The 24289-nt window shown below is 66.3% G+C and carries 22 protein-coding genes, 1 pseudogene and 1 riboswitch; of the genes and pseudogenes, 12 read left to right on the top strand and 11 right to left on the bottom strand.

Annotated elements, in window-relative coordinates; genetic code table 11:
• Nucleotides 1-85: 85 nt before the first annotated feature.
• A complete protein-coding gene (locus LRC39_RS19805; protein ID WP_346295387.1) occupies nucleotides 86-826 on the top strand; it encodes an SET domain-containing protein in 741 nt (246 codons plus the stop codon).
• Nucleotides 827-945: 119 nt separating this feature from the next.
• Here the strand turns inward: LRC39_RS19805 and LRC39_RS19800 are convergent, their stop codons facing one another.
• Nucleotides 946-1359 carry a hypothetical protein gene (locus tag LRC39_RS19800; protein WP_346295386.1) on the bottom strand — a complete coding sequence of 138 codons (414 nt, stop codon included), beginning with the start codon at nucleotides 1357-1359 and terminating at the stop codon, nucleotides 946-948.
• Between the two features lie 135 nt (nucleotides 1360-1494).
• Between LRC39_RS19800 and LRC39_RS19795 the strand changes: the two genes are divergently transcribed.
• Together LRC39_RS19795 and LRC39_RS19790 are read left to right on the top strand one after the other, a co-directional pair.
• A complete protein-coding gene (locus LRC39_RS19795; RefSeq protein WP_346295385.1) occupies nucleotides 1495-2316 on the top strand; it encodes a helix-turn-helix domain-containing protein in 822 nt (273 codons plus the stop codon).
• 72 nt (nucleotides 2317-2388) lie between these two features.
• Nucleotides 2389-3054, top strand: coding sequence for a DsbA family oxidoreductase (locus LRC39_RS19790; RefSeq protein ID WP_346295384.1), 666 nt, complete (start codon nucleotides 2389-2391; stop codon nucleotides 3052-3054).
• Here LRC39_RS19790 and LRC39_RS19785 read toward each other — a convergent pair whose 3' ends face one another.
• Complete coding sequence (locus LRC39_RS19785) at nucleotides 3055-4209, bottom strand: GNAT family N-acetyltransferase (protein ID WP_346295383.1); 1155 nt, start codon at nucleotides 4207-4209, stop codon at nucleotides 3055-3057. It lies immediately after the preceding gene.
• Nucleotides 4210-4437: 228 nt separating this feature from the next.
• Between LRC39_RS19785 and LRC39_RS19780 the strand changes: the two genes are divergently transcribed.
• Nucleotides 4438-5889, top strand: coding sequence for a caspase family protein (locus LRC39_RS19780; protein WP_346295382.1), 1452 nt, complete (start codon nucleotides 4438-4440; stop codon nucleotides 5887-5889).
• A 56-nt stretch (nucleotides 5890-5945) separates the two neighbouring features.
• Here LRC39_RS19780 and LRC39_RS19775 read toward each other — a convergent pair whose 3' ends face one another.
• Complete coding sequence (locus tag LRC39_RS19775) at nucleotides 5946-6407, bottom strand: PaaI family thioesterase (protein WP_346295381.1); 462 nt, start codon at nucleotides 6405-6407, stop codon at nucleotides 5946-5948.
• Between the two features lie 128 nt (nucleotides 6408-6535).
• Between LRC39_RS19775 and LRC39_RS19770 the strand changes: the two genes are divergently transcribed.
• From LRC39_RS19770 to LRC39_RS19760, 3 genes are all read left to right on the top strand, one after another.
• Nucleotides 6536-6664, top strand: coding sequence for a peptidylprolyl isomerase (locus LRC39_RS19770; protein WP_107345578.1), 129 nt, complete (start codon nucleotides 6536-6538; stop codon nucleotides 6662-6664).
• Between the two features lie 40 nt (nucleotides 6665-6704).
• Nucleotides 6705-6971, top strand: a complete 267-nt coding sequence (locus LRC39_RS19765) for a hypothetical protein (RefSeq protein WP_346295380.1) — start codon at nucleotides 6705-6707, stop codon at nucleotides 6969-6971.
• Between the two features lie 160 nt (nucleotides 6972-7131).
• Nucleotides 7132-7809, top strand: a complete 678-nt coding sequence (locus LRC39_RS19760; RefSeq protein ID WP_107345576.1) for a Crp/Fnr family transcriptional regulator — start codon at nucleotides 7132-7134, stop codon at nucleotides 7807-7809.
• A gap of 71 nt (nucleotides 7810-7880) precedes the next feature.
• Here LRC39_RS19760 and LRC39_RS19755 read toward each other — a convergent pair whose 3' ends face one another.
• From LRC39_RS19755 to LRC39_RS19745, 3 genes and pseudogenes are all read right to left on the bottom strand, one after another.
• Complete coding sequence (locus LRC39_RS19755) at nucleotides 7881-8021, bottom strand: hypothetical protein (RefSeq protein ID WP_164571537.1); 141 nt, start codon at nucleotides 8019-8021, stop codon at nucleotides 7881-7883.
• A 293-nt stretch (nucleotides 8022-8314) separates the two neighbouring features.
• Nucleotides 8315-8699 (bottom strand): annotated as a pseudogene (locus LRC39_RS19750) (hypothetical protein).
• A 388-nt stretch (nucleotides 8700-9087) separates the two neighbouring features.
• A complete protein-coding gene (locus LRC39_RS19745) occupies nucleotides 9088-9234 on the bottom strand; it encodes a hypothetical protein (RefSeq protein ID WP_164571538.1) in 147 nt (48 codons plus the stop codon).
• Nucleotides 9235-9527: 293 nt separating this feature from the next.
• On the opposite strand from LRC39_RS19745, the gene LRC39_RS19740 reads away from it, so the two are divergent.
• Nucleotides 9528-9716 (top strand): hypothetical protein, encoded by a 189-nt coding sequence (locus LRC39_RS19740; protein ID WP_346295379.1) that lies wholly within the window; start codon nucleotides 9528-9530, stop codon nucleotides 9714-9716.
• 17 nt (nucleotides 9717-9733) lie between these two features.
• Here LRC39_RS19740 and LRC39_RS19735 read toward each other — a convergent pair whose 3' ends face one another.
• Nucleotides 9734-9991 carry a hypothetical protein gene (locus LRC39_RS19735; RefSeq protein WP_264053120.1) on the bottom strand — a complete coding sequence of 86 codons (258 nt, stop codon included), beginning with the start codon at nucleotides 9989-9991 and terminating at the stop codon, nucleotides 9734-9736.
• Between the two features lie 496 nt (nucleotides 9992-10487).
• On the opposite strand from LRC39_RS19735, the gene recA reads away from it, so the two are divergent.
• Nucleotides 10488-11579, top strand: a complete 1092-nt coding sequence (recA, locus tag LRC39_RS19730; protein WP_107345572.1) for a recombinase RecA — start codon at nucleotides 10488-10490, stop codon at nucleotides 11577-11579.
• Between the two features lie 414 nt (nucleotides 11580-11993).
• Here recA and gcvP read toward each other — a convergent pair whose 3' ends face one another.
• From gcvP to gcvT, 3 genes are all read right to left on the bottom strand, one after another.
• Complete coding sequence (gene gcvP, locus LRC39_RS19725; RefSeq protein WP_346295378.1) at nucleotides 11994-14900, bottom strand: aminomethyl-transferring glycine dehydrogenase; 2907 nt, start codon at nucleotides 14898-14900, stop codon at nucleotides 11994-11996.
• A gap of 182 nt (nucleotides 14901-15082) precedes the next feature.
• Nucleotides 15083-15448, bottom strand: a complete 366-nt coding sequence (gcvH, locus tag LRC39_RS19720) for a glycine cleavage system protein GcvH (RefSeq protein ID WP_013501273.1) — start codon at nucleotides 15446-15448, stop codon at nucleotides 15083-15085.
• A 9-nt stretch (nucleotides 15449-15457) separates the two neighbouring features.
• On the bottom strand, nucleotides 15458-16606 hold the full coding sequence (gene gcvT, locus LRC39_RS19715; RefSeq protein ID WP_346295377.1) for a glycine cleavage system aminomethyltransferase GcvT: 1149 nt from the start codon (nucleotides 16604-16606) through the stop codon (nucleotides 15458-15460).
• Between the two features lie 133 nt (nucleotides 16607-16739).
• Nucleotides 16740-16844: riboswitch (glycine riboswitch) on the bottom strand.
• Between the two features lie 228 nt (nucleotides 16845-17072).
• Here gcvT and alaS point away from each other — a divergent pair.
• Nucleotides 17073-19742, top strand: a complete 2670-nt coding sequence (gene alaS / locus LRC39_RS19710) for an alanine--tRNA ligase (protein ID WP_346295376.1) — start codon at nucleotides 17073-17075, stop codon at nucleotides 19740-19742.
• Nucleotide 19743: 1 nt separating this feature from the next.
• A complete protein-coding gene (locus tag LRC39_RS19705; RefSeq protein WP_346295375.1) occupies nucleotides 19744-20499 on the top strand; it encodes a GNAT family N-acetyltransferase in 756 nt (251 codons plus the stop codon).
• 87 nt (nucleotides 20500-20586) lie between these two features.
• On the opposite strand, the gene LRC39_RS19700 is transcribed toward LRC39_RS19705, so the two are convergent.
• On the bottom strand, nucleotides 20587-22365 hold the full coding sequence (locus LRC39_RS19700; protein WP_346295374.1) for a cation:proton antiporter: 1779 nt from the start codon (nucleotides 22363-22365) through the stop codon (nucleotides 20587-20589).
• 166 nt (nucleotides 22366-22531) lie between these two features.
• Here LRC39_RS19700 and ybaL point away from each other — a divergent pair, with 166 nt between their 5' ends.
• Entirely contained in the window at nucleotides 22532-24283 is a 1752-nt protein-coding gene (gene ybaL, locus LRC39_RS19695) for a YbaL family putative K(+) efflux transporter (RefSeq protein ID WP_346295373.1), read from the top strand.
• The last annotated feature ends 6 nt before the right edge of the window (nucleotides 24284-24289 follow it).

Here is a 24289-nt window from a genome sequence, read left to right as displayed (position 1 = left end):
CGCTCAGGTACTGCCCTTTGCGGCGGAATCGCTCTAGAACGGCGCCTTCGTGTCCGTCCTTTAGCCGCGTTCGAATCGAAGAACCATGCCGCTGTTGTCGAATGACCATTACCGCGTTGGCCGCTCCAAAACCGGGCTCGGCCTGTTTGCCGTCAAGCCGATCAAGAAGGGCGCCAAGATCATCCGGTATTTCGGGCCGCTGCTCGACGCGCACAACAAGAAGCACGACGGCATCGAAAACAAATACCTGTTTGAGCTGAACAAGCGTTGGACCATCGACGGCTCGGTTCGCAAGAACGTCGCGCGCTACATCAACCACGCCTGCAAGCCGAACGCTGAGTCCGACGTCAATCCGCGCAAGAAGCGCGTGATCATCCGCGCGATCAAGAACATCGAGCCGGGCGAAGAGATCAACTACGATTACGGCACCGATTACTTCAAAGCCTATCTGAAGCCGATCGGCTGCAAGTGCGTCTCCTGCGAGAAGAAGCGCAAGAAGAAGGCCGCCGAAGCCCGGGCCGAGAAAGCCAAGCTGAAGCTGAAGGCCGAGCGCAAGGCGCAAGCCGAAGCCGAAAAGGCCGCCCGCAAGGCCGCGAAGGCGGCCGGTAAGGCCAAGCCGGAAAAGCCGTTGAAGCCGGAGAAGGTCGCCAAGTCGAAGGCGCCGAAAGCGGTGAAGGCAAAAGCGGCGGCGAAGACGAAGGGCGCCGGCAAGGCAGCGAAGACGAAGGTCGTGACGGCAAAGGCCGGCAAGACCAAAGCGGCGAAGCCGGCGAAGACCACGTCGTCGCGTAAGACGGCTGCTGCGAGCAAATCCAAGGCAGCCTGATTGTAGTCACAGCCTCTCCAATCGTCATTGCGAGGAGGCGAAGCCGACGAAGCAATCCAGATCCTTGCAAGAAGCTGGATTGCTTCGCTTCGCTCGCAATGACGGCGGAGGCTTTGGTGCTAACTGGCCAAGGCCGCATCACTCCGCTTTAGCCCAATGAACTGCAGCTCGGCGAAGATCCCGACCGCCGTCGCCTGCATCAGCACGAAAGCAATGCCGAGCGCATTCGGTGCGACTGCGCCGCTGAGCAGCAGTGCGACGCTCGCGAGCGTCCATAGTGCGTTGCCGCCGATCACGATCAGTACCAGCGCCCGTGGCAGCACGCTGCGGGTACCGAGCCAGCCGACCAGGGCGGCGTAGCCGATCAGGAACAGTCCGGTCTCCAGCAGCAGCGGCTGCGGCAGGGCGAGCAGGCGCGAGAGCGTGCCGGCCGCCAAGCTCAGCAGCAACGCCATCGCGCCGCTGATGACAGCGTCGGCCTGCAGGGCGCGGCGGAGCAGCGTGGACGGGCGGGTCATAGAGGATTGGATCATGGAACGTCTCCTTCGGTTGCAGCGATGCCCCGAAGGATGCCGGGATGCGCGACGCAATTCGATTACCTGGCAGGTCAGAAACGCTTTACCTCGGAGGTCATGGATGCTGTGCGGTGTGCGTGCTAGCGTTCGCGCATGAACACCAACGTGTCTTCGATCAATGCCGCCGCCGGCGCGCAGCCGGTCCGGATCGGTGATTACTTGCGGCAGTGGCGGCAGCGCCGCCGGCTCAGTCAGCTCGATCTCGCGCTCGACGCGGAAATCTCGGCGCGGCATCTGTCATTCGTCGAGACGGGACGCGCCTCGCCGTCGCGCGAGATGGTGCTGCGGCTCGCCGAGCGGCTCGACGTCCCGCTTCGTGAGCGCAACGTGTTGCTCGTCGCGGCGGGCTTCGCACCGGCGTTCCCGCAGCGCTCGCTGGATGACCCGGCGCTCGCCTCGGTGCGGGCTGCCGTCGATCAGGTGCTTGCCGCGCACGAGCCGAACCCTGCGCTGGCGGTCGATCGGCACTGGAACCTGGTGTCGGCCAACCGCATGGTCGCGCCGATGCTCGACGGCGTTGCGCCGCATCTGCTTGCGCCGCCGCTCAACGTGCTGCGGCTGTCGTTTCATCCCGAAGGTTTGGCGGCACGCACCGCCAATCTGGGCGAGTGGTGCGCGCATCTGCTGGAGCGACTACACCGGCAGTGCGAGACCAGCGCCGATCCGAAGCTGATCGCGCTGTACGACGAACTGAAGACCTATCCGGTGCCGGCGCGCGCCGCGCCGATCGCAGCGGATGCGGTCGCGGTGCCGTTTCGCCTGCAGCTCGGCGACGAGGTGCTGAGCTTCATCTCCACCACCATGGTGTTCGGCACGCCGATCGACGTCACCCTGTCGGAAATCGCGATCGAGACGTTCTTTCCGGCCGATGCGATCACGGGGACGCGATTGCGCGAACTGGCCACGCGGCTCTGATCCGCCTTGTCCGGCGTTGCCTGCGCCCCATCTGTGTGGGACTGTGCCGGCAACGACAACGAGGAGACGCCGATGAGCACGCTGAAGCCGCTAACGATCGACGTGGTGTCCGATGTGGTCTGCCCCTGGTGCTACATCGGCAAGAAGCGCATCGAGCAGGCGATCGCGCTGGCGCCGGAGGTGCCGGTCGAGCTGATCTACCGGCCGTTCTTCCTCAATCCTTGGGTGCCGCGCGAGGGCATCAGCCGCGACGAGTACCTGACCAAGAAGTTCGGATCACCGGAGCGCTACAAGGAAATCGCCGGCCGCATCGCCGAGACCGCCGCGCAAGAGGGCCTGGAATATCACCCCGAGCGCGTGCAGCGGCAGCCGAACACGATCGATTGCCATCGCCTGATTCATTGGGCGAGCGCGGTCGGCCACGGGCCGGCGATGAAGCAGCGGCTGATGGAATTGTACTTTCGCGACGGCGGTGATCTCACCGATCCTGAGGTGCTGGTGCAGGCGGCGGCCGAATGCGGCCTCGATGCCGACGACATCCGCGCCCGGCTCGCCACCGATCAAGACGTCGAGGAAGTCTCGGCGCAGGCGCAGGAAGCCGCCGACAAGGGAATCTCCGGCGTGCCGACCTACGTGTTCATGCACCAATACGCGGTGTCCGGCGCGCAGGAACCGGCGCTGATCGCCCGTGCCATCCGTAAGCTGTCGGCGGAGCTGAACGCCGAGGCTGCGGAGTAATCAGCGCTTCAACAGCCGCTTGGCGAAGTGCCGCAGCCGGTCGCGCGCCGACAGCGTAGCAACGATCGGCGCGAACAGCGGATCGCGTTTGCGCAGCGGCAACACCAGGTCGCCGACGGCGAACCGGCCGCGCCAGATCGGATCGATCATCGGATGCTGGGCGCTGGCAGTGGAGTCGGCAAAGCGGATGTCCGGATCGGCGCAGAGATGCCGGGTCAGCGCCAGTGTCAGCAGCACGCCGGGCGAACAGCGGGCGAAGCTCTCGTCGATGCCGAGCTTGAAGAAGTAGGCGCGGTCGGCGTGGCGCAGCACGATGCCGGCTGCGATCGGCGTTGTGCCGGCAGACAGGGTGATCACCTCGCATTGGCCGCGCGAGGCCAGCGCGGTCGCGGCGCTGCGCAGCCGGGCCGCAAGCTCCGGCTGCCGCTTCAGCGAGCTGCCGCGGCGGCCTTTCCAGCCGCTGTCTTCCAGCGCCAGAAAGATGTCGAACGCCCGCGCTGCCTCGTCGGCAGTTTTGGCCACGGCAAAGCGTACCTCGCCGTGCTCGCCGAGACGACGCTCGAGACGGCGCAGGTTCTTCAGCTTCTTCGTATCGAGATCCTGGCGCAGCAGGGCTTCGCCGTCGCGGCTGGCGTCGAGGCCGGCGCGGGTCCAGCCGTTGATCAGGCGCGGGCTGAGCCCTTCGGTGGCGAGCACGCGCGTGAACGCCGCCATCGCTTCGCCTTCGCGGGCGACGTCGCGTAGCACCAGGGCGCGGGCGCCGGCAGCGCGCGCCTGCGCCATCATCTTGGCGGCGGCGTCATCGGCTGCATCGCGGTCAAGTAGCGGCGTATCCAGCGAGCGGAACGGATCGGCTGACACCAGCGCCGGCAGCGGCAGACGGAACGCGTGCCAGCATGAGATCACCGGCAGGAGGCCGATCAGCCGGCCGGCGGAGTCCTGCGCGGTCAGTGCGCGCGGGACCGCGTCGTCACCGTTCGCTGCAATCACCCACTCCGGCAGGTAGTAACCGTTCGGCTCGATCACCCGGGTCGCCAGATCGCACCAGGCTGCCTTGTCGATTGCGGCGACCTCCGGCAGCGCGCCGGGAGCGGCGGTCGTTGGCGCGACGGCGCGGCGATGCACGAACGGCGTGGAGGGGAACGTCTCGGCCAAAGCTCTCGGTCCTAATTGTCGAAGCGCGCCCGAAGCAAGCCCGGGCGCGACGGCCAGGAGACTAACCGCCGACTCCCAACATCAGCTTGGTTCCACGAGGCAATTTGCCGACAATGTTAACCGCAGCTTTCCTCGCACGCCGCCATTCGGCGTCGATTTGCCACGTCGCCTGAACCCGCTGTTGCCGGGCTGCGACCAAGAGCGGTCATTGGTCGGCAAGGAGGCGCCATGCGACGCGCGATGCTGAGGGCCGCGGCGACCGCCGCCAGCCTGCTGTGCGGAGTGGCCGTTGCGGCCGCGGAAAGCCGGGTCGCGCTGGTGATCGGGCAATCGGCCTATCGGGCGGTGCCGGCGCTGCCCAATCCAATGAACGACGCCAAGGCGATCGCCGCGCTGCTCGGCGAGGCCGGCTTCGAAGTGACCGAGGCGTCCGATCTCGGCCAGACCGAGCTTCGCGCCAAGGTCGGCGACTTCGCCGCCACGGTCGCGGCGAAAGGGCCGGAGACCGTCGCACTGGTGTTCTATGCCGGCCACGGCATCCAGGTGGACGGCGAGAATTATCTGATCCCGGTCGACATCGATCCCAAGCGCGAGGCCGACATTCCGCTGCAGGCGGTGCGGCTCGACGACGTGCTCAATACGCTCGGCTCGGTGCCGAGCAAGAGCCGGATCATCATGCTCGATGCCTGCCGCAACAATCCGTTTCCGAATATCAACAAGACCACGGGGCAGGGGCTGGCGCTGGTCGATACCAAGTCTGGCGCGCCCGGCACGCTATTGTCGTACTCGACCTCGCCGGGCGCCGAAGCCGAGGACGGGGGCGGCGCCAACAGCCCTTACACCACTGCGCTGCTCAAAGCGGGGCGCGAGAACGGCCTGAAGATCGAAGACACGCTCAAGCGGGTGCGGCTCGCGGTGCATCAGGCCACCGAAGGCCGCCAGACGCCGTGGGAGAGCTCGTCGCTGGTCGACGACTTTCAGTTCTTCGCCGCATCCGCCGCCGCGCCGAGCGACACCGCGGCGCCGAAGCCGCGCACGGTCGAGGAATGGCGCGCCTTCTTGAAGGGCAAGCCGGTGGAGCAGGCCAACACGTTGATCGTGTCCGACGGTTCGGCCGACGCCTACGAAGCGTTTGTCGGACTCTACGCCGAGCCTCCGTTTGCGCCGGAGGCCAAGCGCTGGCTCGACCGCCATCGCCGGATGAAGGCGTGGAGCCGGGCGGTGCTCGTCAACACCGGATCGGCGTATTCGGCATTCCTGACCGAATATCCGGACAGCGACCTTACCGCGACCGCGCGCAAGCTCGCCGAGCGGCTGCGCAATCGCCCCGACAACGCGGTGGTGGTGCCGGCCGCGTTCGCGACGCCGGTGGTTGCCGCCGCGGCGCCGAGCTGTCCGTGCGGGCCGAGCGCGCCGGCGCTGCAGCAGAAGGCTGAGCCCAAGAAGACCGACGTGAAGAAGACCAAGAGCCGGGCCGCGCGCGACGATCCGCCCAAACGCGGCGGCAAGGCCTCACGGACCCGGGTCTATGTCGAGGAGGAAGACGACGTCGTGGTGCGGCGGCCGCCGATCTACGATCCGCCGCCGGGGCCGGTGATTCAATTCGGCGGCGGTTTCCGCGGCGGCTACGGCGGTCCGTATCGCGGCGGCCAGACCGGACCGAGCCGCGGCCGTTATTGAACGCGGCATCTGGACGGCTGTCGGCGCGGCGCCTGTGAAGCCGCCGCCCGGCCCGCTTACAGCATCGCAAACGCGCTCGACACCATCGCCACCGGCTTGCCGTCGGAGGCGCCGAGCAGCGTGACCCGTCCAAAGCTCATGGTGCGGCCGAGCCGGACCAGGCGGGCGTCGGCGATGACGTCGGTCGAGGCGACGGCTTTGAGGAAATGGGTGGTCTGATCGACCGTGGTCATCGGCCGGAAGCCGCGGTTGCCGGCGCAGACCGCAAACACCATCGCGGTGTCGGCCAGCGCCATCAGGGCCTGGCCGCAGACCACGCCGCCGCTGCGGCACAGCCGCTCGGAGAACGCCATCCGCAGTGTTGCGCCGGGCTGCCAGTCGGCCGGGCTGCCGGAAGGCGGATCGAGCTCGAGGGTTTCGATCGACAGGCCGAGGTCCAGCACCCAGGGCGCGAACGCCTGCTGCAGCATCTGCCGCGCCTCCTGAAGGCCGAACTCCGCCACCTGCTGCTCTGCCATGCGTCTCTCCCTGACTCGTTGATTATCCGCATGTTTCGCGGCGTTTCGCAGCATCCCATCCGATTCGGGACGGCTTGAAAACGACACGGTCGATCCCTTAAGTTCGGCGGCATCCGAAAGGGGACACGATGGTCAGACGAGTTGCGTTGGTGGTCGGCCTGGTGGTGACGGCGATCGTGCTGAACGGTTGCACCAAATGCGGTCCGATCTGGGAAGATTGGCAATCGCCGAAATCCTGCCGGTCGGATCATCTGTAGCGCTGCGGCCGGGCACGGCTCGCGCGAAAGGGAGTTTGCGATGAAGATTCTGCACGGCGTTGCCGTCCTGGCCCTGCTGACGGGGCCGGCTTTGGCCCAGGGCGAGGGCCCGCACGTCAATCTGGTGCCGGAGATCGAGCATAAGTCCCCGGAAGAGAAGGCCCAGGACGCGGTCCGGCAGAAGGCCTACCAGGAATCGCTGCGTAAGATTCCGGATGCGCAGGCGCCGAACGATCCGTGGGGCGGTGTCCGCGGCGCCGAGGCGACCCAGCCCAAGGCCAAGCGCAAGACTCAGCAGAGCAATTAAGCTCGTCTAACGGCCACTGCTGCGGCGATAGGCAGGTGGTCAAAACGGCACAGATTTTTTCTGCGATTTGAGGATGATGCGCGGACGGAACCCCGGCGTACGCAACTCGTTGCGCGGCCGGATCCGACTGACTCATTCGTTTTCGTTCGCAGGATATCACGTGACGTCGCGCGAGGTGCCGTTCGATCCAAAGGTCTTTCTTCGCAGTGCAGGTACGGGACGCGCCGTTCTGCAATTTCGCGCCGGCCAGACCATTTTCACGCAAGACGAAGCCGCCGACTGCGTGATGTACATCCAGCAAGGCCGCATCAAGCTGTCGGTGATGTCGGAGCAGGGCAAGGGCGCGGTGGTCGCCATCCTGCAGCCCGGACAATTCTTCGGCGAAAGCGGTCTGCTCGATCATCGCCGCCGCGCGACCGCGATTGCGCTGGAAGACTGTACCCTCACCAGCATCACCAACGCGTCGATGATGGCGACGCTGCAGCGTGAGCCGGCGATGTGCGAGCTGTTCACCCGGCACCTGGTGGCGCGCAATTCACGGGTCGAAGACGACCTGATCGATCAGCTGTTCAACAACAGCGAGAAGCGCCTGGCGCGGCTGCTGTTGCTGCTTGCGGACCCGGCCGAGGCGTCGCGGCCGGTGCCGATCGAGATCAGCCAGGAGACGCTGGCGGAGATGATCGGGACGACCCGGTCGCGCGTCAGCTTCTTCATGAACAAGTTTCGCAAGGCCGGCTTCATCGACTACAACGGCCGGATCGAGGTGCACCCCACCTTGCGCAATGCGGTGCTGCCGGACCGGCCGCGCGCGGTCGAGCCTGCCCGAAAGCCCGAATAGCCACAGCAATTGATCGATGGAGTGCGGCGGACCTCGTCCGTCTGTGCCCGGCGCGCTGTCGCGGGCGCCGGCTATTTCTTCTTGTCGCCGAGCAGGCTGCCGGTTCGGCGGTCGACGAAATGCATCTGCGCGCAGGCCGGGCAATGCACCAGCTCGAACGTGGTCTGCGCCGAGCTTCCGGGGTCTTCCTGCAGCCAAGCCTGGACCTTCATCCCGGTCCGGGGACACTGATAGAGCACATGCGACATTGGAAGGCCGGTTCCGCCTTTAGTTCTAGGAGAACGACTTGCCGGGTGCGGCCGTCCATGCGCTTGATCTAGATCAATTAGCGTATGATTTTACCGTTAAATTGCGACTGAATCGCATGCAAGCTTAATCCGGTTAATACTGCCGGTAATCGATGCGGGCGTTCACAACCGAATCGTCAAGCCGCTGATCCTGAACGCAAAAGGCCGCCGGCGTCGGACACCGGCGGCCTGTGCTGGTTTGCTCAACCCTCGCGCGATTACTTGCGGGCGCAGCTCACCTCGATGCGCACCGAGCTGGCGCCGCAGCGCGCGGTCATGATGCCGTTCTCGATCGTGATGTTGTCGCTGAACCGTGCCGAGCCGTTGCCGACGCACAGCGCCGAGACCAGCGCCTCGTCGGCACCGCAGGCGGTCGGGCAGCCGTTGGCCGGGCAGCTGGTCGAGGTCAGGGTGCGGACGCTGGAGATCGAGGCGCCGTCCTTGCCGGCAGGGCCGGCCGGTCACCGGGCCGGCAGGGCCTTGCGGACCGGCTTCGCCTTGCGGTCCGCGCGAGCCTTCGCCGCAGCCCGCCAGGGCGATCGCCGCGCCCGTCAGCGCAATCAGCGTGCCGATCCGAAATCTGTCCATGGCCTGCCGGCGCATTCCTGTCTCCTTGTCGGTAAGAGCCGGTGCCGAAGCTGCACGCGGCGGTGACGAGCCTGATTGATGCAAGGCGGCGCTGTCCTGCGCACCCGCGGCGCGAAGCCTAGAGCATGTCGGGTTCCGAATGAAACGGAACCTGCGCGGCACTCGCAATGATCAGAGGAGCGACGATAGGGAGGGTCGACGTGTCTGGCGCTGCGACGGGACGAGCGCGGTCACTGACCCACAAAAAACATCCCCGCAAAAAACAAGGAGCCCCGAACGAGGCCGTGTTCGGGGCTCCGGTCACGGTCGAAACTCCCCACCTCTAGAAAGCTCGGCAATGACGGCGGCAGGCTAGCGGCGGCCGCTCGGCGTTGCCTATGCGTAAAATCAAATACCGTTGGCGTTACGAACCGCCATGCCCCTGGTGGGCATGATGCTGGGTGAGCTGCGCGATCAATTGCTTCAGCACCCGGCGGCGGTCTTCGTCGGTCGTCTCCGACAGCAGTCGGCGATACAATTTCAGGTTTTCGTCGCGGAGAAATTTGTCCAAGACGCTCTCCTGTTCGTTTGCTCCCATAGGACGCGGCGGCCATCGCAGCGCGCGCGCCCGTCGGTCACGTCTCCTGTCGAAGCGGATGGCCCCCTCAGGCTAGTACGAGCGAAAATGCCTGTCGATCCGAAATGCTGTCCGCCAGTTCCAGGGGGAGCGGCCAGTGCTGTCAGGAAAACCCTGATCTGCCGATACCGCCGCTGCGGCCGATTGCCCTCAGCCGAAGGAATGGATGGTGGAGCGGGGCGGCTGCGGTAAAGCTGGCGCGCGGTCATTGCACGGGACGATGGAAGATGAGTTTTTGGTACGTGGTCGACGCCGTCGCGGTCGGAATCATCCTGCCCTGGATCGTCGCGACCTATCGGCTGCTCGAAGCCTTCAAGCGCGGCACCGGCGCGGGCCTGACCAAATGGGCGATCTACGCCGCGGTCTGCGTGTCGGCGATGCTGTTGGTGATGTGGGGCATCCAGAACCTGCGCTGAGCCTTCCGGCGCAGCGTTCACAGCCGCTCAGTGCCGCCGCCATACACCGCCGCCGCGGCGCCGCCATTGCGGATCCGCCGTGCCTCGGTCATCGCCCGCTGCACGCCGAGATCGGCGGAGTCGCTGGAGAAGGTGATCAGCCGGTTGCAGTTCGGGCACTGGGTCTGAAACCCTTCCCGCATGTTCTTGATCTTCTCCCGGAACGGCACGCGGCAGCGGCCGCACAGCACCCGCACTTTGTCCGGGATCTTGGGAGTGGCAAGAAGGCTATCCATCCTTTCAGTTGTGGCGAAGCCGGGTTGAGAAAGGGTGAAGGCGCGGCACGGGACGGCGGTTCGTACGGCGGGACGCGAGCTGATTTGAGTAGGAAGCTCGACCAGGCTGCAAGCGCGAGCTAATCGCCTTGGTGATGCTCTCGGTCGGCAGGAACGGCTTAGCGACTTGCTGCTTAGCAGGCGGCCGTCCCGACCTGGTTAGTTTCGCAACTCCATAGCTTGGAGTTTCTGTTCGATGCCTTTGCGGCCGCCGGCTCGGCTCTGTTGGCTAATCGGCCCTGAGTCGCCTCCCACCGCACGTCGTCAGGACTGGGCGGATGCATTCCAGCCCGAGCGGCCGCCCGAATTCCGAAATTGTGCTGCTGGCCGTCGGGAAGGCTCCAGACTTCAACAAGAACATATTGCGAACGGAGAACAAATGGGGTACGTTGATTTTGCCGGCTGAGCCCGGCGCCTGTTTGTCCAGTTGGCGAATCCGTCCATAAGGAGCACGTTGATGGCTGCCCCCACCGCATTGCGTATCGTCGAAGGTTCTTCCATGGACAAATCCAAGGCGCTCTCCGCCGCGCTGTCCCAGATCGAACGTCAGTTCGGTAAGGGCTCGGTGATGAAGCTCGGCAAGAACGACCGCGCGATGGAAATCGAGACGATTTCCTCCGGGTCGCTCGGGCTCGACATCGCGCTCGGTGTCGGCGGTCTGCCAAAGGGTCGGATCGTCGAAATCTACGGACCGGAATCGTCGGGCAAGACCACGCTGGCGCTGCATTGCGTCGCCGAAGCCCAGAAGAAGGGCGGCATCTGCGCCTTCATCGACGCCGAACACGCGCTCGACCCGGTCTATGCCCGCAAGCTCGGCGTCAATGTCGACGACCTGCTGATCTCGCAGCCCGACCATGGCGAGCAGGCGCTGGAAATCGCCGACACGCTGGTGCGGTCCGGCGCGATCGACGTGCTGATCGTCGACTCGGTGGCGGCGCTGGTGCCGCGCGCCGAACTCGAAGGCGAAATGGGCGACGCGCTGCCCGGCCTGCAGGCCCGCCTGATGAGCCAGGCGCTGCGCAAGCTGACCGCGTCGATCAACAAGTCCAACACCATGGTGATCTTCATCAACCAGATCCGGATGAAGATCGGCGTGATGTATGGCTCGCCGGAAACCACCACCGGCGGCAACGCGCTGAAATTCTACGCCTCGGTCCGCCTCGACATCCGCCGCATCGGCGCGATCAAGGAGCGCGACGAGGTGATCGGCAACCAGACCCGCGTCAAAGTGGTGAAGAACAAGCTGGCGCCGCCGTTCAAGCAGGTCGAATTCGACATCATGTACGGCGAGGGCGTCTCCAAGATGGGCGAGATCCTCGACCTCGGCGTCAAGGCCGGCATCGTCGAGAAGTCCGGCGCCTGGTTCTCCTATGACAGCCAGCGGCTCGGCCAGGGACGCGAGAACGCCAAGTCGTTCCTGCGCTCCAACCCGGACATGACCGCCAAGATCGAAGCGGCGATCCGCCAGAACTCCGGCCTGATCGCCGAACAAATCCTCGCCGGCTCGCCCGAGCGCGACGCCGACGGCGAAGAGCCGATCGAGGAGTGAGATACGCTCGCGGCCGGCTGATGCCTGTCGCATGATTTCAGATCGGCGAGCGGTATGCCGGCCTGGAGCCTATCTTTCTTGAAGCCAACGTTTTTTAAGACGGCGAGTGTTGCGGCCCCCTGTTGCCGGGGATCCCGCGGCGCTCGCCGCATTCGTTTTGAGACGGCTCGATTGCTGATCAGGAGTGAACAGGCTGTGGCGAAGCGCTCTTCAAACAGACATCATGCGCGGGTTTGACCCGCCTGCGCGGCCGTAGCCGCCCCGGCGTGGCGAAGGCCCGCGCCTTCATCGCGCGGAGTGCGCTCAACCGAGGCAATTGCGAAGAGGATGGGTCGCCGGGTCGAGCCCGGCGATGACGTTGTTCTTCGTGGCCGAGGCTGCCGGCCTCTCCATGCGGCGAGCCACCGGCGGCAGCTACTCCGCGGCCCGCGCGTAGTCAGCCGCCAGCGCGTAGTCTTCGACCGGCGGGCACGAGCAGATCAGGTTGCGGTCGCCGTAGACGTTGTCGACGCGGCCGACCGGGCTCCAGTATTTGTCGGTGCGCGAGTTCGGCGCCGGGAAGCAGCCTTCGGTCCGCGGATAGGGCCGGGTCCATTCGGCGCTGGTGACATCGTGCGCGGTATGCGGCGCGTGGCGCAGCGGCGACTGTTCGATCTTGTAGCGGCCGTCCTCGACCTGCGCGATCTCGCGGCGGATCGCGATCATGGCGTCGCAGAACCGGTCGATCTCGGCCTTCGATTCCGACTCGGTCGGCTCGATCATCAGCGTGCCCGGCACCGGGAAGCTCATGGTCGGGGCGTGGAAGCCGTAGTCGATCAGCCGCTTGGCGATGTCGTCGACGGTGACGCCGGTGGTGGTCTTCAGCGCACGCGGATCGACGATGCACTCGTGCGCGACCCGGCCGCGGGCGTTGCGATACAACACCGGGAAATGCGGCTGCAGCCTTGCTGCGATGTAGTTGGCATTGAGGATCGCGATCTCGGTGGCCCGCTTCAGGCCGGCCGCCCCCATCATCAGGATGTAGATGTAGGAGATCGTCAGGATCGACGCGGAGCCCCACGGCGCCGCCGACACCGTACCGCCGCCATGCAGGCCGCCGTTCAGCGGTTCGCCCTCGGCCGGATGGCCCGGCAGGAACGGCGCCAGATGCGCGCGCACGCCGATCGGGCCCATGCCCGGACCGCCGCCGCCATGCGGGATGCAGAAGGTCTTGTGCAGATTGAGATGGCTGACGTCGGCGCCGTAATCGCCGGGGCGGGCGAGGCCGACCTGCGCGTTGAGATTGGCGCCGTCCAGATAAACCTGACCGCCATGGGTGTGGACGATGTCGCAGATGTCGCGGATATGCTCTTCGAACACGCCGTGGGTCGACGGATAGGTGATCATCACTGCCGCGAGGTTGGCCGAATGCGCCTCGGCCTTGGCGCGCAGATCGTCGACATCAACGTCGCCATGGGCGTCGCAGCCGACCACCACCACGTCCATGCCGGCCATCGCGGCGGAGGCCGGGTTGGTGCCGTGCGCCGACGACGGGATCAGGCAGACTTTGCGGTGCGGCTCGCCGCGCGACAGATGATAGCCGCGGATCGCCAGCAGGCCGGCATATTCGCCCTGCGCGCCGGAATTCGGCTGCAGCGACACCGCATCATAGCCGGTGATCTCGGCGAGCCAGGTTTCCAGCCTGGCGAACAGCACGTGATAGCCGGCGGCCTGCGCCTTCGGCACGAACGGATGCAGGCTGCCGAATTCAGGCCAGGTCAGCGGCATCATTTCGGTGGTGGCGTTCAGCTTCATGGTGCAGGAGCCGAGCGGAATCATCGCGCGGTCGAGCGCCAGATCGCGGTCGGACAGCTTGCGCATGTAGCGCAGCAGTTCGGTTTCCGAACGATAGTCCTGGAACGCCGGCTGGGTTAGGTAATCGCTGGTCCGCTTCAGCGCCGCCGGAAGCGCGGTGCCGATCGCGTCGCCTGCGTCGCGTTCCACAGTCGCGTAGTCGAGCGATCCACCGAAGGCGCGCCACAACGCTTCGACGATCGCCGGGGTGGTGGTCTCGTCGAGCGAGATGCCGAGCGAAGACGCATTGATCCGCAGGTTGATCTTCTCGGCTTCCGCGCGCGCCACGATGGCGTCGCGGCGATCGCCGACTTCGATCGTCAGCGTGTCGAAGTAGGTGCCGTGGGTCGGCGTCAGGCCGAGCTGCTGCAGTCCGGCAGCCAGCACGGCCGTGCGCCGGTGGACGCGGCGCGCAATCGCGGCAAGGCCATCGGGGCCGTGATACACCGCGTACATCGCATTGATTACCGCCAGCAGCACCTGCGCGGTGCAGATGTTGGAGGTCGCCTTTTCGCGGCGGATGTGCTGCTCGCGGGTCTGCAGCGCCAACCGATAGGCCGGCTGGCCATGGCTGTCGATCGACAGCCCGACGATGCGGCCGGGCAGGCTGCGCTTCAGGCTGTCGCGCACCGCCATAAAGGCGGCGTGCGGTCCGCCATATCCCATCGGCACGCCGAAGCGCTGCGCCGAGCCGATCGCGATGTCGGCGCCGAGTTCACCCGGCGGGGTGATCAGCGTCAGCGCAAGCAGGTCAGCGGAGACCACGGCCAGCGCGCCCTTCTTGCGTAGCGCCGCGATCACCGTGCGCGGATCGCTCAAATGCCCCGACGATCCGGGATATTGCAGCAACGCGCCGAACACGTCGGCGCCTTCCAGCTCGGTCTCCGGATTGCCGACGATGATGCGCCAGCCGAGCGGCTCGGCGCGGGTGCGTAGCACCGCGATGGTCTGTGGATGGGTATCGGCATCGACGAAGAATGCCTTGGCGTTCTTGGCCGCGGCGCGCTCAGCCAGCGCCATCGCTTCCGCTGCCGCGGTGCCTTCGTCGAGCAGCGACGCGTTGGCGACGTCGAGCCCGGTGAGGTCGCAGATCATGGTCTGGAAGTTGAACAGCGCTTCCAGCCGGCCCTGGCTGATCTCGGGCTGATACGGCGTATAGGCCGTGTACCAAGCCGGATTTTCCAGAATATTGCGCTGGATCACGGTCGGCAGGATCGTGCCGTAATAGCCTTGGCCGATCAGCGAGGTGAAGACTTGGTTCTGCGCGGCGAGTTCGCTCATATGCGCCAGCGCTTCACTCTCGGTCAGCGGCGCGCCGAGCTTCAGCGGCTCGCGATGCCGGATCGCATAAGGCAGCGTCTCGGCGACGAGCTGCTCCAGGCTGCCGGCGCCGGCGGTCGCCAGCATCGCCGCGATGTCCTGCGGCGAGGGCCCGATATGCCGACGCACGAAGTCGTTGGCGGCGTCGATCGGTCGGCGATGCGGCATGCTCTGGTCCTCGTCAAATGCAACGGCCCGCAAAGGCAGGTTGCTCGGAAATCTCAGGCGTCTAAATCTCAGCGTCGTCGTTGCGAAGAGCGAAGCGACGAAGCAATCCAGAGACACAGTGCGCTGGAATTGGATTGCTTCGCTTCGCTCGCAATGACGAATTCAGGCGAACGGACGGTCCGTCAGGCCGTGTGGGCCTTGTAGGCCGCTTCGTCCATCAGGCCGTCGAGCTCGCTCTTGTCGGCGATCTTCAGTTTGAAGAACCACGCAGCGCCGCCAGCGTCGGAATTCACCAGGCCGGGCTCGGTGCCGAGCGTCTCGTTGACTTCGAGTACTTCGCCGGTGATCGGCGCGTAGACGTCGGAGGCCGCCTTCACCGACTCGACCACCGCGGCGGCTTCAGCCTTCTTCACGGCGCGGCCGACTTTCGGCAGCTCGACAAACACCACGTCGCCGAGCTGTTCCTGGGCGTAGTCGGTGATGCCGATCGTGGCGACGTCGCCCTCGATCTTCAGCCATTCATGATCGGGGGTGTAGAGCGTGGTCATGACAAGTCCTCAGCGCTTGTAGGTATTCGGAACGAACGGCATGGCCGCGACGCGCAGCGGCAGACGCTGGCCGCGCACTTCGGCGAAAATGACGGTGTCGCGCACAGCCAGCGCGGCCGGCAGATAGCCCATTGCCACCGGCGCATTCAGGCTCGGCCCGAAGCCGCCGGAGGTGACGGTGCCGACCGCCTCGGTCGAATCGGCGCTGGCGAACAGCGGTGCATTCTCGCGCACTGGGGCGCGGCCCTCGGGTCGCAATCCAACGCGCAGCCGCGCGGTGCCGCCATCGAGCTGGCTGAGAATCGCCGAGGCGCCGGGGAAGCCGCCAGAACGGGCGCCGCCGCTGCGGCGGCTCTTCTGGATCGACCAGCTCAGCGCGGCTTCGACCGGCGTGGTCGTGGTGTCGATGTCGTGGCCGTACAGGCAGAGGCCCGCTTCCAGCCGCAGGCTGTCGCGGGCGCCAAGGCCGATCGGCAGCACGTCGGGGTTGTCGAGCAGCGCGGTCGCAAGCCGTTCGGCGCCGTCGGCCGGCACCGAGATCTCGAAGCCATCCTCGCCGGTGTAGCCGGAGCGCGACACGATGCAAGAAAGGCCGTCGAGGGTGAGCTCGGCCACGTCCATGAACTTCATCGTGGTGACGTCTGCACAGAATTTCGCCAGCGCGGCTTCGGCCTTCGGGCCCTGCAGCGCGATGAGCGCCCGATCGGTCAGCGAAGTGATGTCGCAGGCATCCGACAGATGCGCGCGCAGGTGCGCCTCGTCCTCGGCCTTGCAGGCGGCGTTGACCACCAGAAACAGCCGGTCGCCGAGATTGGTGACCATCAGGTCGTCGAGAATCCCGCCGGATTCATTGGTGAACTGCGCGTAGCGCTGGCGGCCGGGCGGCAGCGCCACGATGTCCTGCGGGATCAGCGCTTCGAGCGCGCGGGCGGCGTCTTCGAGCTTGCCGGACTTTGCCCGCAGCTCGATCTGGCCCATATGCGAAACGTCGAAAAGCCCTGCGGCACTGCGGGTGTGCAGATGTTCTTTCAGCACGCCAAGCGGGTATTGCACCGGCATGTCGTAGCCGGCGAAGGGCACCATCTTGCCGCCGCGGGCCAGATGCAGCGCGTAGAGCGGCGTGCGTTTCAAGGATTGGGTGTCGTCACCCGCCAGCATATCCAGGCTCCCAAGGTTCCCGAGACCGATTTCTCGTCACCGTTCGAGCCCCATCTGTCGCTGTGCCTGAGAGCATTATCCCGTCGGCGGACCCGTCCCGGGATCGCCCGGCAGGGTCTCTTTCCAGATGTCAGTCGGCCGCGCGGTCCGTTTGCCTGAGAGTTTCCGGGGCGGTTGCTCCTTCGGCGCCGGCCCCCTTCACCGAAGGATTGGGCCGATCTCTCCCGACGCGACTTAGTCTTAGGTAGGTAGGACACAAACACGGCTTCAACAAGGCTGTCAACGCGGCTCGGCGAGCTATCAACGGGTCTTCGTAAACGCCCGTGGAAGTGGGCCTCCCGGCTGGCAAACAACTGGATCTATGCCCACTTTCTAGACAGCGCGCGCCCCCGCGTCTAAAAGGCATGACACCGGAAGAGGTGGGTTCGGCGGGCGTTTCGCGGGCATTCCGGGTGATTGGACGAACATGAGCGGCGTTAACGAAATTCGGTCTACGTTTCTGAACTACTTCGCCAAGAACGGCCACGAGATCGTGTCGTCGTCGCCGCTAGTGCCGCGCAACGACCCGACCTTGATGTTCACCAATGCCGGCATGGTGCAGTTCAAGAACGTGTTCACCGGGCTGGAGAAGCGCTCCTATCAGCGCGCCACCACCTCGCAGAAATGCGTGCGCGCCGGCGGCAAGCACAACGACCTCGACAACGTCGGCTACACCGCGCGGCATCTCACCTTCTTCGAAATGCTCGGCAACTTCTCGTTCGGCGATTACTTCAAGGAACGCGCGATCGAGCTCGCCTGGAATCTGATCACCCGCGACTTCGGCCTGAAGAAGGACAAGTTGCTGGTCACCGTCTATCACACCGACGACGAGGCGGCCGGCTACTGGAAGAAGATCGCCGGCTTCTCAGACGATCGCATCATCCGCATCCCGACCAGCGACAACTTCTGGGCGATGGGCGACACCGGTCCGTGCGGCCCGTGCTCGGAAATCTTCATCGATCGCGGCGAGCACATCTTCGGCGGCCCGCCCGGCTCGCCGGACGAGGACGGCGACCGATTCCTCGAATTCTGGAATCTGGTGTTCATGCAATACGACCAGGTGACGAAGGACGAGCGCGTGGCGTTGCCGCGTCCGTCGATCGACACCGGCATGGGTCTGGAGCGGATGGCGTCCATCCTCCAGGGCGTCGACAGCGTGTTCGACACTGACCTGTTCCGTAGCCTGATCGACGCCACCTCGTCGGCGCTCGGCCGCGGCCCGACCGAGCAGGACGCCGCGTCGTTCCGCGTCATCGCCGATCACCTGCGCTCGTCGTCGTTCCTGATCGCCGACGGCGTGCTGCCGTCGAACGAGGGCCGCGGCTACGTGCTGCGCCGGATCATGCGCCGGGCGATGCGTCACGCGCAGCTGCTCGGCGCCAGCGAGCCGCTGATGTGGCGGCTGGTGTGGGCGCTGGTGCGCGAGATGGGCCAGGCCTATCCGGAGCTGGTGCGCGCCGAGGCGATGATCGAAGAGACGATGCGGTTGGAAGAGACCCGTTTCCGCAAGACGCTCGATCGCGGCCTCGCAATCCTCGACGAGAAAAGCGTCGGCCTGAAGAAGGGCGACATGTTCGACGGCGAGACCGCGTTCACGCTGTACGACACCTACGGCTTCCCGCTCGATCTGACCCAGGACGCGCTGCGCAACCGCGGCATCAACGTCGATATCGCCTCGTTCACCGACGCGATGGATCGGCAGCGCGCCAAGGCCCGCGCCTCGTGGGCGGGCTCGGGCGAAGCCGCGACCGAGGCGGTATGGTTCTCGCTGCGCGAGAAGCTCGGCGCCACTGAGTTCCTCGGCTACGACACCGAGACCGCCGAAGGCGTCGTCACCGCGCTGGTCAAGGACGGCGTTGAAGTCGACGCGCTGAAGGCCGGCGAGAGCGGTGCGATCATCGTCAACCAGACGCCGTTCTACGCCGAGTCCGGCGGTCAGGTCGGTGACACCGGCGTGCTCACCGCCGATGGCGTGCGCTTCATCGTCACCGATACGATGAAAAAGGCCGGTGATCTGTTCGTGCATCTCGGCACGGTCGAGCAGGGCAGCATCAAGCTCGGCGACGCGTTGGCGCTCGACGTCGATCACGCCCGCCGCTCGGCGATCCGCGCCAATCACTCGGCGACGCATCTGTTGCACGAGGCGCTGCGCCAGGTGCTCGGCGACCACATCGCGCAGAAGGGCTCGCTGGTCGCGCCCGACCGTCTGCGTTTCGACTTCGTGCATCAGAAGCCGATCACGCAGGACGAACTGCGCAAGGTCGAGGATATCGCCAACGACATCGTGCTGGAAAACGACGAGGTCGTGACCCGGCTGATGGCGGTCGACGATGCCCGCGAAGCCGGAGCCCGCGCGCTGTTCGGCGAGAAGTACGGCGACGAAGTCCGCGTGGTCTCGATGGGCAAGGCAGCGCGCGATCACGGCTCCAACGTGTTCGGCTGGTCGGTCGAACTGTGCGGCGGCACCCACGTCAAGCGCACCGGCGATATCGGCCTGGTGTCGATCACCGCCGAGAGCGCGGTCGCGGCCGGCGTGCGCCGCATCGAGGCGCTGACCGGGCGCGCGGCGCGGCACAACGCCAATGCGGCGATCTCCACCGCGAAGCTCGCGGCCTCCGAACTGCGGACCACGCTGGACGACATGCCGGCGCGTATTACTGCGCTGATGGACGAGCGCAAGAAGCTCGAGCGCGAACTCTCCGAGGCGCGCAAGAAGCTCGCGATGGGCGGCAGCGCCGCCGGCGACGGTGCCGCCTCCGACGTCCGCGATATCGGCGGCATCAAGCTGATGGCGCGTGCGGTCGAAGGCATCGAGATCAAGGATCTCAAGGGGCTGGTCGACCAGGGCAAGAAGCAGATCGGCTCCGGCGTGATCGCGCTGGTGGCGACCAGCGAAGACGGCAAGGGCTCGATCGTGGTCGGCGTCACGCCCGACCTGGTATCGCGGTTCTCGGCGGTCGATCTGGTCCGCAAGGCGTCCGAAGTGCTCGGCGGCAAGGGTGGCGGCGGCAAGCCCGACATGGCGCAGGCCGGCGGTCCCGACGGCTCCAAGGCCGGCGCCGCACTGGAAGCGATCGCGGCCGCCATCGGCGGCTGACGTGGATCACGCACTGGCGTGGCAGGTCGAACAGGCCTGCCACAACGCGTGGCCGTCGTTGCGGTGCGCGCTGATCGGCGATTGGCTGCTGCGGTTCGGCGACGGCGTGTCGCGCCGGATCAATTCGGCCAATCCGCTGCATCCGGGCATCGCCACGATCGCGCCGCATCTCGACGCATTCGATCGGCTCTATCGCGCGCAAGCGCTGCCGCTGATCGTGCGGCTGGTCTCGCTGCTGCCGCCGCAGGTGGAGCGCGAACTCGACACCCGCGGCTTCACGGCCGAAGGTGAAGCCTGCACGCTGTATCGCGACCTTTTGCGCGAAAGCTACGCCGCGGTGGGACCGGATGTCACCATCACCCCGCGCGCCGATGCCGAGTGGCTGGCGGCGATTGCGCGGCTGCAGGCGCAATCACCGTCGCATGCCTCCGTGTATGCCCGCGTCGTCGATGCGATCGCGCTGCCGACCGGCTTCTTCGCGCTCCGCCACGAGGATCGCATCGTCGCGACCGCCTGCGGCGTGCTGCACGGCGATCTGGTGGTGATCGAGTCGGTGGTGGTCGACGAAGCGCTGCGCGGTCACGGCTTCGGCAAGCGCCTGATGACCGCGCTGCTCGCCTGGGCCGCCGCCCAAGGCGCCACCGGCGCCTGTCTGCAGGTCGTTACCGACAACACCGCCGGCCGCGCGCTCTATGCCGGTCTCGGCTTCGACCGTGAGCTCTACCGCTACCACTTCCGCCGCGCGCCTACGAAGTAACAACTTCGCCCCGTCATTCCGGGTTCGCTCACTTCGTGAGCGCCCCGGAATAACGGGTGAGAAACGCACGTTTGCGGAGAAGACCGATCAGTCCGCCGGCACGCCGGCGCGGACGCGTTTCTTGCGGGTGTCGCGTTCGTCGTGGATCACGGCGATGACTTTGCCGACCGGCATGCCGAGCGCCTGCAGAACGGTGGAGGCGATCTCGAAGCTGGCCTCGAGCACTTCGCGGATCACCTCGGTGGCGCCAAGGGTGAACAGCCGCGCGGCGTGATCGGCATCGCGCGCGCGGACGATCACCGGCAGATCGGCGCGCTCGGCGCGGGCCGCAGCGACGACATGTTCGGCGGCCGCGGCGTCGTGCATCGTCACCACCACGGCGGGCGCGTCGCCGAGCCCGCATTTGCGCAGGAAGGCGCGCTGGGTGGCGTCGCCATACACCACATTGGCCCCGGCCTTGCGGGCGCGGGCGACCGCTTCGGGATCGACATCGATGCCGATGAAGGGCTTGCCCTGCTTGTTGAGGATGTCGCCGACGATGCGGCCGACGCGGCCGTAGCCGACCAGGATGATGCGCGGCGTGTCGCCCGGCGTCGGATCGGTGTGGCCGGCCGCCACCGCCACCGCCTTGCGGGCACGCGCGCTGGCCTTGCGGCTGAGCCGTGCCAGATACGGCGTCAGCATCATGGTGCCCGACGACACCAGCAACATGAACTGCTCAACCTCGCGCGTGACGAGGCCGCTGGAGCTGGCGAGCCCGAGCACCAGGAAGGCGAATTCGCCGCCACCGGCGAGCAGCAGGCTGGCCTCGGCGATCACCGGCCGCGACAGCCGGAACAGCCAGGTGAGGCCGGCGATCACCACCGCCTTCAGCGCGGTCATGCCGATCACCGAGGTGGCGACCATCGCCGGATAGCGAGCGACCTCCGCCAGATCGATCCGCATCCCGACCGAGATGAAGAACAGCCCGAGCAGCATGCCCTTGAACGGCTCGATATCGACTTCGACCTGGCGGCGGAATTCGGTCTCCGCGAGCACCAGACCCGCGAGGAAGGCGCCGAGCGCCATCGACAGTCCGGCGACGTGGGTGACCAGCGAAGTGCCGACCACGACGAACAGGATCGTCGCCATGAACAGTTCGCGGTTGTGGGTCGAGGCCACCAGGCGGAACAGCCGGCGCAGCACCAGGCGGCCGAAGCCGATGATCAACAGGATCGCGGCCGCCGCCTGCACCAGCGCCATGCCGAGACCGAGCCACACCGCGCCGGTGCTGGTGGCGCTGCCGCCCGCCGCATCGCCGGCGGCTTTGCCGAACACCACGATCAGAAACAGGATCGGCACCACCGCAAGATCCTGCGCCAGCAGCACCGCGAAGATGCTACGGCCGGCGACGGTGGCGAGCCGCTTCTGCTCGGCGAGAAGCTGCAGCACGATCGCGGTCGACGACAGCGCCAGACAGGCGCCGATCACCAGGCTCGATTCCACGGTGTTGCCGAAGACCAGCGCGATGCCGCTGATCGCTGCGGTGGTCAGTACCACCTGCGACATGCCGAGGCCGAATACCAGCCGCCGCATCGTCCAGAGGCGGTCGAACGACAGTTCGAGGCCGATGGTGAACAGCAGGAACGCGACGCCGAGTTCGGCGAGCCGGTCGACCGCATCCTGGGAGGTGATGGTGACGTAACTCAGCCAGGGCAGGTCGGCGCCGATCCGGCCGAGGCTGTGCGGGCCGAGCACCAGCCCGGCGACCAGAAAGCCGAGCACCGGGCTGACGCGAAATCGCGTCATCACCGGGATCAATACGCCTGCGGTCCCGAGAAACACCAAGGCTTCCCGGTAAACTCCGACATCGTTTTCGACTGACATCGTTCCTTCAATCACGTGAGGTAGCGGAGGGCGACGACATCGATCAAATCGTCGCAGGGCTGCGGCAATAGATCGCGATTCTGCACTTCGGCCCAAGCGGGTTCCCTGGCGCCAGCGTGCACTGCGGCGATCGGTAGCCGCCGCTCGGGTGGACGGTCGCGGCGTCATGCCGCACAACGGAACGATGGAGCACAACACCCCACTGATTTCCACCATCGTGGCCGGCTTGGTGCTGGCATTTGCCTTCGGTGTCGCGGCCCAGCGGCTGAAAATCTCGCCGCTGGTCGGTTATCTGCTCGCCGGCGTTGTGATCGGCCCGTTCACCCCCGGCTATGTGGCCGATCAGAGCCTCGCCAACGAGCTCGCCGAGATCGGCGTGATCCTGCTGATGTTCGGCGTCGGCCTGCACTTCTCGTTGAAGGATCTGCTCGAAGTCCGGGCGATCGCGATTCCCGGCGCGGTGGTGCAGATTGGCGCCGCAACCGTGCTGGGCGCCGGGCTCGGCCATGCGCTGGGCTGGCCGTTCGGCGCCGGCCTGGTGTTCGGTCTGGCGCTGTCGGTCGCAAGTACCGTGGTGCTGCTCCGCGCGTTGCAGGAGCGCCGGCTGGTCGACAGCGAGCGCGGCCGGATCGCGGTCGGCTGGCTGATCGTCGAAGACATCGCGATGGTGCTGACGCTGGTGCTGCTGCCCGCGGTCGCCGGTCTGCTCAAGGGCGAGGCGACCACCGCCAATTGGCAGACCGTGCTGTGGCCGGTGGCGCTGACGCTCGGCAAGGTGTTCGCCTTCATGGTGTTCATGCTGGTGGTCGGCCGCCGCATCATTCCGTGGATGCTGCACTATGTGGCGCACACCGGCTCGCGCGAGCTGTTTCGTCTCGCTGTGCTGGCGATCTCGCTCGGTGTCGCATTCGGCGCGGCGGTGCTGTTCGATGTATCGCTGGCGCTCGGCGCATTCTTCGCCGGCATGATCCTGTCGGAATCCGAGCTCAGTCATCGTGCCGCCAACGAGACGTTGCCGCTGCGTGATGCGTTCGCAGTGCTGTTCTTCGTCTCGGTCGGCATGCTGGTCGATCCCGGCATCGTGGCGCGCGAGCCGCTGCCGCTCTTGGTCACCGTGTTGATCATCGTGTTCGGCAAATCGATCGCCGCGTTCTTCATCGTGCGGCTGTTCGGCCATCCCAACATGACCGCGCTGACGATCTCCGCGTCGCTAGCCCAGATCGGCGAGTTCTCGTTCATTCTCGCCGGGCTCGGCGTCGCGCTCGGGCTGATGCCGGAGCGTGGTCGCGATCTGGTGCTGGCCGGCGCGATCATTTCGATCATGCTCAATCCCGTGATGTTCGTGCTGCTCGACCGCTTCAGCGCCAAAGTCGCGGCAGCGGCGGAAGCCGCAAAGCAGGCGGCGAAGGAGGCTGCGGCCGCTGCAATGCCGGCGCAGCCGCGCGGCCACATCGTGCTGGTGGGCCACGGCCGCGTCGGCTCCAATGTCAGCGCTGCGCTCCGCCGTTCCGGCGCCGACGTGGTGGTAATCGAGAACGACGACGAGCGGGTGGCGCGGCTGCAGCGCGAAGGCTTCACCGCGATCAACGGCAATGCGGCGGCGCAGGAGATCCTCGACGAGGCGGAGATCGCGCAGGCGCATGGTCTGCTGGTGGCAATTCCCAATGCGTTCGAAGGCGGTCAGATCGTCGCCAAGGCGCGCGCCGTCAATCCCGGCCTGCTGATCATCGCCCGCGCGCATTCGGCCGAGGAAGTCATCCATCTGCGCAGCAACGGCGCCAATCTGGTGATCATGGGCGAAGACGAAATCGCCCGCGCCATGATCGCGCGCCTCGGCGTCGATGCCATCAGCAGCGATGCGGCCGCCAGCCCGATCACCAGCGCTACGGCACCGGCTTCGGCCGGTGCTGCGGCTTGATCGAGA

Origin of the sequence: Rhodopseudomonas sp. P1, assembly GCF_039642825.1 — a bacterium.
GTDB classification, from domain to species: Bacteria; Pseudomonadota; Alphaproteobacteria; order Rhizobiales; family Xanthobacteraceae; genus Rhodopseudomonas; species Rhodopseudomonas palustris_H.
This window is presented reverse-complemented; position numbering and strand designations above follow the sequence as displayed.